An 11,524-nucleotide genomic window follows, 5' to 3' on the forward strand; every position below is an offset into this window, starting at 1 on the left:
CGGCAAACCCGGTGCGGTTCACCGACCGGCGACAAGCTGGCCGATCATCTGCCCGAGCAGGCCGACTGGCTTGTGCCGACCATGGTGCAGCTGGAGCTGGCGAAATGGCTGACCCGCGAGATCGGCGAGGACAAGGCCGATCAGGTCATCGCCTTTACCCAGATCTGTCACATCGTCCCGCTCGACACGGAATCCCGTGGCAGATCAGCACCATGTACGCTTGATTGAACTGTCCCAGCGTTTTTCCCGAACCAGGCTGTCGCCCTCCCAGGCCTGAAGCCTGGCGACGACGCGAAAATTCTCGTGGTCGCCGGTCAAACGCGTGGTCGTGACCGTTCTTACCGACCAGTCACCGCGGCGCATCTCGTGCGTCCAACGGACCTCTCCTTCGGCCGAGGTCGGCTGGTCCGGAAGAACCGAATAGCGTTCGCGTCCCTCGGCCGAGTGAGACAGGTCATGCCGGCTGATATAGGCATCGCCTTCATGATCACGGATCTGGGCGGTGATGCGGCCGGTGCAGCGGTCCTCATCGACGTTCCATTCGGCGGCGGGCGCCACATGGTAGGTGGCGTCCAGCGGCCGGCCCGCACGTGGCGGGGCGAAATCGGGGACCGACAGACCATCAGACGCACGGATCGGCAGGTCGAGTTGCGATTGGCCGGGCAGGATGGTCAGCGTCACGGGTTCCGGTGTCGGCCAGGCCAGGGGGAAATAGCTGCTGGAAACGGCCAGCCGGATCCGGTGCCCTCTGCGGAATGTCTGCGCGACGTGCTTCAGCGGTATCTCTGTCACATAATCCCGGCCCGGTTCCAGCGCTGCGGGCTGTTCATGACTGTCCCGGTGGGTCAGGTTCAGAAGACCATAGCTGACCCGCGTGGCGGCGCCGTCGGGGGCCACGTCCACCAGTCGCACCGCGACCTGCGCCACCGGTCGGTCGGCCCGCAGCGCAAGCGTCAGACGCGCGTCCCCCGCGATGTCCAGGTCCTCGTCCAGCGGCGCGGTCTGGAAAGTCAGGCTTCCGGCATCGTCGCGACGCTGATCGCCCGGCTGATCGCCCGGATGCGCATAAGAGCACCATTTCCCGGCCTGCATCCCGACCCAAAGCGGCGAACGGATGGTCAGCGCGGCGCCGGGCAGACCGGCACCGTCGCGGATCATCTGCCCGTCCGATCCCAGGGCGAACCTTGTCCGGGTCACATTGGGCGATGGCCAGGAAGGTTCGGTGATCCAGCGGCCGTCCCGGTGGGCGTAATGGGTGCGGGGGGCGGCATGATCCTGAAGGTAAAGCCGCAGAGGCGGCTCATCCATGATGCCGGTGTCCCGGCCCTTGAGCCAATGGTCCCACCAGCGCGTCTCTTCGGTCAGCCAGTCAATGGCCGGTCCGGGCTCACCAAGATGCGGATATCTGTGCGCCCATGGCCCGACGATGCCCTTGACCGGGCCTTTCAGATTCTCGACCAATCGAAACACCGACCGGCAATAGCCGTCGGCCCAGCCGCTGACGGCATAGACCGGAAGCTGAATCCGGGAAAAATCCTCGCAGACCGAGCCATGCTTCCAGAACGGGTCGCGGGTCTGATGTGCCAGCCAGGTTTCGAGCCAGAGGCCCGAACCGTCAAGCCGCGCCGTCCACATGTCGCGCCAGCGGTCGCCGACATGGGCGGGGTCGGGTGGCAGCGTGTTGATCCCGAACATCACCGAGGCCCAGGACAGCTGCTCGCACAGAAGTGTGCCGCCCATGTAGTGAATGTCGTCGGCATAGCGGTCATCGGTCGAACAGATGGTCACCACGGCTTTCAAGGCCGGCGGGCGCAGCGCAGCGATCTGCAACCCGTTGAAACCGCCCCAGGAGATTCCCACGATACCCACGCCGCCGTCACACCAGGCCTGATCGGCGATCCACGCGATCACGTCGCAGCCGTCCTGCAACTCGACCGGGGTGTATTCGTCCTGCATCACGCCCTCGGATTCGCCGCTGCCGCGCAGATCGACGCGGACATAGGCATAACCCTGCGCCGCCAGCCACGGCGCGCGCGCGTGGTCGCGTTCCAGCGTCTTGTCGTTCTTGCGATACGGAATGTATTCGAGGATCGCGGGCACCGGCCGCGCCTCGGCGTCCTCGGGCATCCAGATCCGCGCCGCAAGCCGCGTGCCATCGGGCATCGCGATCTCGGCATGTTCTGTTTCCCGCACGGTGAGGGGAAGTTCGGTATCGACCTTCATGAATGATCTCGCTGTAGGCAGGGCATGGCGGCTTGCCCGCTTATCTCCGCGGATCCTGCCGAAGTCCATCGCCCGGGCGGGCTATTCGGCGATGTCGGTGAACGCGTAGTCCAGTCTTTTCATCACCTGCTCGTAATTCCACAGAAGTTTGGAGGGCTTTTGCGCACCCATCCAGACCGAGGCCACGGCAAAGCTGTAGGCGTCCTGTTCGGGCAGTTCAGACAGTTTCATGTCCCTTGACACATAGGACGAGATGCGGGTCCCGGCGACCTGTTCGGCGGCGACTTCGATCTCGGCGCGCGAGGGCACGCGGGCCACGGTCGCGTCGGTGAAAAACACCCGATAGAAGAATTCCGCCGCCACCTCTTGCGGGCCCTCGCCCCTGGGCATGTCCGGGCGGCGCCCAAGGCCAAGGTCGATGGTCACCTGCTGGTGGCTGACGCCGTCGACCATCTCGAACAGGTCGCAATGCGACTGCGCGATGCGCGTGTTGATCTCCAGCAACCAGATCTTGTTCTGCACCTCGTCCCAGTAATATTCGATGTTGAAGCCGGCATTGTCATAGCCGATATGATCCATGACGATGCGCGTGATCTGGTGCATCTTGTCCTGCACGCGGCTGGGCAGGGTCGAAGGATAAAGATAGTAGAAGAAGCTGAGAACCTGCGGATAGCGGATGGAATCGACGGTGCCATAGGGAACGACCTCGCCCTCGTGGACATATCCCTCGACCGTGCATTGTCGCCCGCCGATCACCTGTTCGGCCATGCAGTAATGGCCTTCCACCGCCTTGATGTCGTCGGGCAGGTCCGCCTGCTCCATGACGAAATTGAACGGTTCCGAGATCTGGCCGATCCCGGCGCGCAGCTTTTCGGTCGCGTATTCGAAATCTTCGGGGCTGTCGATGCGAAATCCCAGCCGCGAGCCGGAGGACTTGATCGGCTTGATGAAGAACGGAAAACGCAGATCGGCCTCGCCGATCCTTGACAATGCGTTCTCATCGAAGGGATCGAAGGCGGTGAACTTGGGAACATGGTCTGGGACGACCTCGGCCATGACCTTGCGCGACCAGTATTTATGTTCGCATTTCAGCATGCTTTCCAACGAGGAATTGCGTGTCCCGAATTTCTGGCACAGCAGCGGCAGCATGGTCGAGACGGGAAAGTCGATATAGCCGACGATGGCGTCGATCGATCCGTCGAAGGCATTCAGCCTGTCTTCGGCCTCTTTCAGCATCGCCGGAATATCGAATTCTTGCGTTTCGGAAACCTGCATCGGGGTCAGAAGCTGGTGAAATTCCACGTCTTCCACGCCGCGCAGCCGTTTCAGGCGTTCGGCGTTCAGGTCGTCCAGTCCGATGACGAAGACGTTTCTGGTCATTGTTTCGTCCTTCCTGTTGGGTCTGCGGCGCGATGGGCAGCCCGGCCGACGCGCCCTTGCCCCCGTGGCCCGGTCCGCAAGCGGGTCAGGCGCGGGCCAGTTCGGCCTGCGTCGGGAAGCTTCGACCCTTGAGCCGTTCTGTCGTGCCCTCGATGTCATCGACCAGCAGCAGCAGGAAATCCCCCGGCTTGGCCTCGTCGATGGCCTTTGCGACGGCCTCGTGCTCGTCCATGATCGTCTCGACATGCGCGGAGGTGCCGGCACCTGCCGCACCGTCGTGAATCATTCCGGCGGTTTCGCCGGTCTCGCGCCCGCGTGCATCGGTTTCATAGACGTAAAGCCTGTCGCACATCCGGGCCAGTTGCGCGCCCAGGGCCGCAAGATCCTCGTCCCGGCGATTGCCCGGTGCGGTGGCGACGGCGATCTTGCGCTGCGTGGCCAGCCCGTTGACCAGCGGTTCCAGCGCGATCAGCGCCGGCACGTTATGGCCATAGTCGATCAGGCACTTGACGCCGTCCGCCTCGAAATAGTTCGTGCGGCCCGGCATCTGCGCAGGCGTGGGATGGAAGGTCAGAAGACCCGCGCGGATATCGTCGATCTCGATTCCATGGGCCAGGGCAGCGGCCGCCGCGGCCATGGCGTTCTGCACGTTGAAGGGCGCATGTCCCTCGAACGCGATCGGCACGTCATTGACCTCGACGATCTCGACGGTGACCTTGCCCCGCAAAAGCACGATCTTGCCATGCTTGACGGTCAATACCATGCCCAGATCGTCCAGATGCCGGGTCAGCGCCGGGTTCTGGGGATCCATGGTGAAATAGATGATCTCGCCGCGCGCCCAATAGGTGCCGTGTTCCATGACCAGCGGATCATCGGCGTTCAGCACGCAATAGCCGCCTTCGCGCTTTACCGCATCCACGACCACCGTCTTGCAGCGGGCAAGGTCTTCCAGCGTGTGGATGTCACGCTCGCCCAGATGATCGGAGGCGATGTTCAGCAGGACGCCGACATCGCATTCGTCAAAGCCCAGGCCACGGCGCATGATGCCGCCGCGCGCCACCTCCAGCACCGCGTGTTCGACCGTGGGTTCGCGCAGCACGGCCTGCGCCGCCGCCGGCCCGGAATAGTCGCCGCGCAGGATCACGTTGTTGTCGATCTCGACCGTGCCGGTGCAGCCCATGCCGACCGAATGACCGGCCTGCCGCAGGATATGCGTCGTCAGGCGCGTGGTCGTGGTCTTGCCGTTGGTGCCGGTGATTGCGGTGATCGGAATCCGCCCGTCATCGGTGGGATCGGGAAACAGCATCTCGACCACGTGCTGTCCTACCGGACGGGGTTTGCCATGGGTGGGGGACATGTGCATCCGGAAGCCGGGTCCGGCATTGACCTCGACCACCCCGGCCGATTGCCGGTCCAGCGGCAGATACAGGTTTTCGGCCAGCAGATCGATGCCGATGATGTCCAGCCCGACAAGCCGGGCGATCCGCTCCATCGCGAATCGGACTTCGGGATGCACCTCGTCGGTCAGATCGGCCGCGGTGCCGCCGGTCGAGATATTGGCCGTGGATTTCAGAAAGGCGATCTCGCCCTCGGGCAGCACGGTGTCCAGCGCGTGACCGGCCTGTTCCAGCATCCGGTGGGTCTGTTCGTCGACATGGATCTGGGTCAGCAGGTTCTCGTGCCCGACGCCGCGGCGCGGGTCGCTGTTCTCGACGTCGATCAGTTGCTGGATCGTGCTTTTGCTATCGCCGGTCACATGGGCTGGACGGCGGCGCGCCGCCGCGACCAGCTTGCCGCCGATCACCAGCATCCGGTGATCCTCGCCCTTGATATAGTTTTCGACGATGACACCGCCGTGATCGTCGCGGGCACGCGCGACCGCGGCATCATAGCCTGATCTCAGGTCCTCCACGCTGGCGATATCGGTCGTGACGCCGCGTCCGTGATTGCCCGACAGCGGCTTGGTGACGACCGGCCAGCCGATCCAGTCAGCCGCCGCCTGCGCCTCTTCGAAGGAATGGCAGACCTGTCCGCGCGGCACCGGCACACCGGCATCTGCCAGGATCTGCTTGGTCCATTCCTTGTCGTCGGCGATCGAATGCCCGATGATTCCCGAGGCGTCGGTCACCGTGGCCTGAAACCGGCGCTGCTTGATGCCGTGGCCCAGCTGGGTATAGCTGGTGCCTTCGGTCAGGTTGTAGGCGGGAATGTTGCGATCCCTGGCGGCGTTGACGATGGATCCGGTCGACGGCCCCAAGGCGTTCGCGTCACGCACCTCTTTCAGGTGGTCGATGATCGGCGTCAGATCGACATCCTCGCCGTCGTAAAGCTTTCGAACGATCTGCACCGCCGCCTCGCCGGCCGCGATGCCGCTTGCTTCGTCGCGATAGCGGTAGACGACATTGTAGATGCCCGGATCATAGCTGTCCACGGTCTTGCCGTAACCCACCGAGAAGCCGACAAGGTTCTGCAACTCGATGGCGACATGCTCGACCATGTGCCCAGCCCAGGTGCCGCTGCGCACCCGTTGCAGAAAACCGCCCGGCTCTCCGACCGAACAGCGATGATTGTAAATGGTGGGGATCAGCGCCTGAAGCCTTTCGGCGATCGCCGGCACCTGGTCGCTTGGCCGGTCTTCCAGGTCCTCGATGTCCAGCCGCATGTAGATGGCTTGATAACGGCTGTAATAATTCGGTCCGCGCAACGCGCGATGTTCAAGAATATGCAATCCTGTGCTCCAGGCTCTTGGCCCTGAGCTCATCGTGTCCCAGGACTCGTCGGTCTGTCAGACTGTATCCACAGCCATCGACCAGCGCGTGCATGATGACGTTATTGACGCTGACCGCCTCGCCGTCCGCGAGACTGAAGACATTCGACCCTGTAACCTGGGAACTGTCAACGAGGATCACGTGACCGGGCCCGAATGCATGGATCACATCCTCTTCAAACAGGACCGCCGCATCCTCGCCCAAGCCGATGCCCAGATATTCGGGATTGGTCGCGCCGACCTCCATCAGCCGCGAGAAACGCCCGCGTTCGAGAAAATGGGTATCGATAATGACCCCCGCCACCAGACCGAAGCCGGCAGTCATCTTGACCGCACCCTTGCGCAGGGAATCATTGGCAGCACCGCCATAGACCATGGTCTGCGACTGGCAGGCAGCGCCCGCGCTGGTCCCCGCGATCACCGCGCCCTCGGCATGGCGGGCCCGAATCGCCTCCAATGCGGCAGTCGCGCCCAGAATATTCGTCAGCCGCATCTGGTCGCCGCCAGAAATGAAGATGACGTCCGAACGCCGAATCATCCCGACGATATCATCCGACGCCGCATCCTGGCGTTCGCGGATCCGGATATCCACGACCTCGCCCGCGCCGATCGCGGAAAACGCGGTGCGATACGATTCGAACACCTCGCCCGGAGTGCTGCTGGCGGTCGTGATCACACCGACCACCGGCGCCGTCTTTCCCGAAACGGCCAGCACGCGGCGCAGGATATCTGCGCGCGAGGTCTTGTCTTCCGCCCCCCCGATCGCGACAAGCGGCCCCTTGGTGCCATGGGTGGTGGGCATGCTCATCGACTGCGCTCCGTTCCTCATGAATGGACGTTATCTTGTATGTCGGTGTATCACCAGCTTGCCAATCGACAGACCGTCTCGCATTCATGCGATGCCGTTCCGCCGATCCTTGACATGAAATGGTTGATGCGAGGTTAGGCGAACGCTCATCCAGCAATGCGGAGGCCATGTTTCATGTCCGAGACAGCGAGGGCGCGGGGATTCAGTCTTGCGATCCACGGAGGCGCGGGGGTCATGCCGCGCGACAGCATGACGCCCGACCGCGAGGCGCGGCTTCATGCGGCGCTGACGCGCGTGCTGGACGCGGGCGAAGCCGTGTTGTCGCGCGATGGCAGCGCGCTTGACGCGGTGACGGCAGCGGTCTGCGTGCTGGAGGACGAACCGCTGTTCAACGCGGGCCGGGGCGCCGTCTTTACCCGCGACGGCAGGCAAGAGATGGATGCCGCCGTGATGGACGGCCGCGACCGCAGCGCGGGCGCCGTCGCCGGCATCTTCGGGCCGAGGAACCCCATCCTTGCCGCGCGCGCCGTTCTGGAACACACCGATCACGTCCTCATGATCGGCGATGGCGCCCTTGCCGTGGCGCGGGCGGCCGGGCTTGAATTCTGCACCGAAGACCACTTCTTCACGCAAGATCGCCATGACGCCCTGCAAGAGACGTTGAAGATGGAGCAACAGGGCAGGCTCGACGACGATCCCGCGCGCCGCCACGGGACTGTCGGCGCAGTGGCCCGCGATCGGCATGGCGCGCTGGCCGCGGCGACCTCGACCGGCGGCATGACGGCAAAGCGATCGGGCCGCGTCGGCGACAGCCCGATAATCGGCGCCGGCACATTCGCGGACAACGCCACCTGCGCGGTATCGGCCACCGGCGACGGCGAAATGTTCCTGCGCCTGTCCGTGGCGCACGAGATTGCAGCCCGCATCCGCCTGGCCGGCCTTGCGCTGGATCGCGCCGCGCAGGAGGTCGTGATGACCGACCTGACGGCCATCGGCGGCTCCGGCGGGCTGATCGCGGTCGATCGGGACGGTCGCATTTCAGCGCCGTTCAATTGCGAAGGCATGCATCGCGGCTGGGTCGTCGAAGGCAAAACCCGGAAAACCGCCATCTACTGATTTGCCGCAGCGTCGGCATCCCGACAGACTGGAAGGCCACGCGATCCGGCGGCGGATTCAGCCTCTGCCTTTCCAGGGGACCAGTTTGCGTTCGGCGAGGCGCATGAGGACGTCGATGGCGTAGCCGATGATGCCGATCAGGATGATTCCCATCAGCACGATGTCGGTCAGCTGGAACTTGGAGGCGGCGATGATCATCATGCCGGCACCCTTCTGGGCGGCGACCAGTTCGGCCGCGACGACGGTGCCCCAGCAGACGCCCATCGCGACGCGCGCGCCGGTAAAGATTTCGGGCAGCGAGTTGGGCAGGATCACATGGCGCAGCAACTGCCATTTCGATGTCCCCAGCGAATAGGCGGCATGGACCTTGGTGATGTTGACCCCCGAGACGCCGGCCCGCGCCGCGATGGTCATGACCCACAGCGCGGCCAGAAACAGCAGCACGATCTTGCCGGTTTCCCAGATCCCGAACCAGATGATGACCAGCGGGATCAGCGCCAGGGGCGGCACCGGGCGCATGAACTCCACGATCGGATCGAACCAGCCGCGGAACCAGCCCGACAACCCCATCGCATAGCCAAGCGGAATGCCCACCAGCGATCCCAGGGCAAAGCCCGCCAGCACCCGCATCAGCGAGGCGCCCAGATGTTCCCACAGGCTGAAATTCTGGTAGCCGGTCCGCGCGATCTCGACGAAACGGCCGGCCACGGCCTCGGGCGAGGGCAGCCAGATCGGCTCCATCTGCAACCCCTCGTCGGCGGCAAAGCCCAGCGTGCCCTTGGCGGTCATGCTCACCGTGCCATGATCCACGCGGACCCTGCCGCCGGGGGCGATGGCGGTGCCGTCGATGGCGCTGGCCTGCGCGCCCCCGGGCAACGGGATCAACCGGTCGCGCCCGCGCGGCACCGACGCCACGACCGCATCCCCGGCCGCGTCCGCAGGCGCATCGATCCCGGCAAAGACCCGGACCCGGCCGCTTGTCGGCCGACCATCCGCGCCCCGCGCCTGATAGGCAAAGCCCGTCTCGCCGATGAAGGGGCCGGGCACATGGAACGGCACCAGCCGCGACCCGGTAAAGGCGCCCCACAGCACGAAGACCACGAGAATCGAGATGACCGAGGCCGCCCGGTCTGGCCGGATCGCGCTTTCATCGCCGAAGGTCACCGTCTTCAGGCTGGTGAAATCCTTGCGCTGACCGGTCCTGCGCCGGATCAGTTTCACGACCAGCGCGGCGGCCGCGAACAGGCCCGCATAGACCAGCAGAAGCGCCAGGCCGGTCATGCCGCATCCCCCTGACGGCCCATGATCTCTTCTTCCATGTTCCAGATCATCGACAGGATCTCCTCGCGGCGGGCGGCGAAATCGGGCCGCTTCTTGATCTGCCGCAGATCCTGGCCGACCCCCTGATCGGCAAAGGGCAGATGGTATTCCTTGTAGATCCGGCCCGGACGCGGGGCCATGACGATCAGCCTTTCGCCCAGAAGCAGCGCCTCCTCGACGGAATGGGTGATCAGGATGATGGTCTTGCCCGTCTCCTTCCACAGATCGAGGATCATGGCCTGCATCTTTTCCCGCGTCAGCGCATCCAGCGCGCCCAGAGGCTCGTCCATCAGGATGACATCGGGGTCATTGGCCAGGCATCGCGCCAGCGCGACCCGCTGCTGCATGCCGCCGGACAATTCGTAGGTCGCCTTCTCGCGGAAATCCTGCAATCCCACGACCTCGATCAGATGATCCACGCGCGGCCCGAATTGCGCCTCGCGCTGGCCCGCCATGCGCGGTCCGAAGGACACGTTGTCGCGCACATTCATCCATTCGAACAAGGCGCCCTGCTGGAACACGACGCCGCGTTCCGCATCCGGCCCGGTCACCGCATGGCCGTTCAGCGCGACGCGGCCCGCGGTCGGCGCCAGAAACCCCGCCACGATATTCAGCAAGGTCGATTTCCCGCAGCCCGACGGCCCCAGGACCGACATCAGCTGGCCCGGCCTCAGGTCGAGCGAGACATCCTGCAACGCCTGCACATGCGCGCCGTTGGCCAGATCGAACCGCATCGAGATATTGGTCAATGTAAGTCCGGACATGGGGCTGTTTTCCTGGTGCCGCAGCAAGGTCGGAAGGCGCAATCACGCCTTCCGTCATCATCATCAGCGGCCGGCCACATCGGCCAGCGGGCCCGTGTCGATCAGGGCGGCGTAGGATGGCAGGATTTCGGGAACGGTTCCGTTCTCGCGAAAGAATTCCGCCGCGCCGTCCAGATAGGTGCCCACGCGCCCGCCAAGCCAGGCATCCGACAGCAACTGGTCCACCGACAGGAACACGAAGTCGTCGATCGTGTCGCCCGCCACCGCGGTTTCCATGCCCGCGTCCCGCGCGATCACCGACAGCATCTCGTCGCGCCTGTCGCCCGCGTTCCATGCCGCGTTCGCCTGCGCGGTGACGGCCACGAAATCGGCCAGAAGCCGGGGTTGCCCGGCGGCGAAGTCGCCCGTGGTCGTGATCAGATCGAAGGACAGGATCCCGATCGCTTCCTTCTCGGCGCCGGTCAGCAGCACATTGCCGAATTCCCGCATCCGGGCCAGCGCGCCGCCCCAGCCACAGGCCATGTCCACATTGCCTTGCGACAGCGCCGCCGCGCCCTCGGCCGGGGCCATGTCCACGATCGACATGGTCGAGGTGTCGACCTTCAGATATCCCATCAATTGCAGGAAGGTATATTGCGCCCCGGTGCCCATCGGAACGGCGACGCGCTTTCCCTCCAGTTCCGAGGCGCTGTCCTTGTCGATTTCCAGCCCGGCGGCGACGACGCAGTTCTCGTTGTCGGCATAGGAGGCCGCGATGTCGATGATCTTCAGATCCTGACCGGCCGAGGTCGCCGCGATGAAGGGCAGCACCCCCTGGCTGACCGCGATCTGCACATCGCCAGCAGCCATCGCAGCCGACATCGCCGTGCCGGAATCGAACGCGACCCAGTTCACCGGCACCCCCAGTGCCTCGTCATAACCCCCCTGAACCTTCGCAAACTGGAACGGCATCGGCCATTCCCGAAAATACGCCACAGTCAACGGCTCCTGCGCAAGCGCGGGCGAGGCCGCCCCGATCGCTGCGAGGGCAAGTATGGCGGTGCCCAGCTGACGTGTCATCTTTCTCTCCTTGTTGGTAGGGCGCGCGATGCGGGCCCGTTGCGGTCGATCTGCTTGCCGACTGGATCATCACCTGCCTCTGCCTAG

8 protein-coding genes and 1 pseudogene are annotated in these 11,524 nt (G+C 64.5%); 2 read left to right on the forward strand and 7 right to left on the reverse strand.

Translation table 11 applies throughout. From position 1 onward, the window contains the following. Nucleotides 1-228 (forward strand): annotated as a pseudogene (locus tag B4A72_RS14330) (hypothetical protein); the annotation flags it as partial. Here B4A72_RS14330 and B4A72_RS14335 read toward each other — a convergent pair. From B4A72_RS14335 to B4A72_RS14350, 4 genes are all read right to left on the reverse strand, one after another. Then, nucleotides 205-2,223, reverse strand: coding sequence for a CocE/NonD family hydrolase (locus B4A72_RS14335; RefSeq protein ID WP_292957544.1), 2,019 nt, complete (start codon nucleotides 2,221-2,223; stop codon nucleotides 205-207). The pseudogene B4A72_RS14330 and the gene B4A72_RS14335 sit on opposite strands and share 24 nt — an antisense overlap. Before the next feature lie 81 nt (nucleotides 2,224-2,304). Beyond that, nucleotides 2,305-3,603, reverse strand: a complete 1,299-nt coding sequence (locus B4A72_RS14340; RefSeq protein ID WP_292957541.1) for an ATP-grasp domain-containing protein — start codon at nucleotides 3,601-3,603, stop codon at nucleotides 2,305-2,307. An 85-nt stretch (nucleotides 3,604-3,688) separates the two neighbouring features. Further along, nucleotides 3,689-6,331: a cyanophycin synthetase gene (gene cphA, locus B4A72_RS14345; protein WP_292957538.1), complete on the reverse strand. Its 2,643-nt coding sequence runs from the start codon at nucleotides 6,329-6,331 to the stop codon at nucleotides 3,689-3,691. Then, a complete protein-coding gene (locus B4A72_RS14350; protein WP_292957535.1) occupies nucleotides 6,318-7,178 on the reverse strand; it encodes a cyanophycinase in 861 nt (286 codons plus the stop codon). Before B4A72_RS14350 ends, cphA begins: the two co-directional genes overlap by 14 nt. Nucleotides 7,179-7,352: 174 nt before the next feature. On the opposite strand from B4A72_RS14350, the gene B4A72_RS14355 reads away from it, so the two are divergent. Continuing rightward, nucleotides 7,353-8,294: an isoaspartyl peptidase/L-asparaginase family protein gene (locus tag B4A72_RS14355; RefSeq protein WP_292957532.1), complete on the forward strand. Its 942-nt coding sequence runs from the start codon at nucleotides 7,353-7,355 to the stop codon at nucleotides 8,292-8,294. A 57-nt stretch (nucleotides 8,295-8,351) separates the two neighbouring features. On the opposite strand, the gene B4A72_RS14360 is transcribed toward B4A72_RS14355, so the two are convergent. From B4A72_RS14360 to B4A72_RS14370, 3 genes are all read right to left on the reverse strand, one after another. Further along, complete coding sequence (locus tag B4A72_RS14360; RefSeq protein ID WP_292957548.1) at nucleotides 8,352-9,566, reverse strand: ABC transporter permease; 1,215 nt, start codon at nucleotides 9,564-9,566, stop codon at nucleotides 8,352-8,354. A 5-nt stretch (nucleotides 9,567-9,571) separates the two neighbouring features. Beyond that, the gene (locus B4A72_RS14365; RefSeq protein WP_292957529.1) at nucleotides 9,572-10,378 is read right to left on the reverse strand and encodes a taurine ABC transporter ATP-binding protein; all 807 of its coding nucleotides are present in this window, start codon (nucleotides 10,376-10,378) and stop codon (nucleotides 9,572-9,574) included. A 63-nt stretch (nucleotides 10,379-10,441) separates the two neighbouring features. Then, the gene (locus B4A72_RS14370; protein ID WP_292978917.1) at nucleotides 10,442-11,437 is read right to left on the reverse strand and encodes an ABC transporter substrate-binding protein; all 996 of its coding nucleotides are present in this window, start codon (nucleotides 11,435-11,437) and stop codon (nucleotides 10,442-10,444) included. Between the last annotated feature and the right edge of the window lie 87 nt (nucleotides 11,438-11,524).

Origin of the sequence: Paracoccus sp. UBA5162 (assembly GCF_002413585.1) — a bacterium.
Lineage (GTDB): Bacteria > Pseudomonadota > Alphaproteobacteria > Rhodobacterales > Rhodobacteraceae > Paracoccus.

What these genes read in the sequence shown, in the direction of transcription:
- B4A72_RS14335 (WP_292957544.1), bottom strand. Translation starts at nt 2,223, where the DNA reads ATGAAGGTCGATACCGAACTTCCCCTCACCGTGCGGGAAACAGAACAT.
- B4A72_RS14340 (WP_292957541.1), bottom strand. Translation starts at nt 3,603, where the DNA reads ATGACCAGAAACGTCTTCGTCATCGGACTGGACGACCTGAACGCCGAA.
- B4A72_RS14350 (WP_292957535.1), bottom strand. Translation starts at nt 7,178, where the DNA reads ATGAGCATGCCCACCACCCATGGCACCAAGGGGCCGCTTGTCGCGATC.
- B4A72_RS14355 (WP_292957532.1), top strand. Translation starts at nt 7,353, where the DNA reads ATGTCCGAGACAGCGAGGGCGCGGGGATTCAGTCTTGCGATCCACGGA.
- B4A72_RS14365 (WP_292957529.1), bottom strand. Translation starts at nt 10,378, where the DNA reads ATGTCCGGACTTACATTGACCAATATCTCGATGCGGTTCGATCTGGCC.
- B4A72_RS14370 (WP_292978917.1), bottom strand. Translation starts at nt 11,437, where the DNA reads ATGACACGTCAGCTGGGCACCGCCATACTTGCCCTCGCAGCGATCGGG.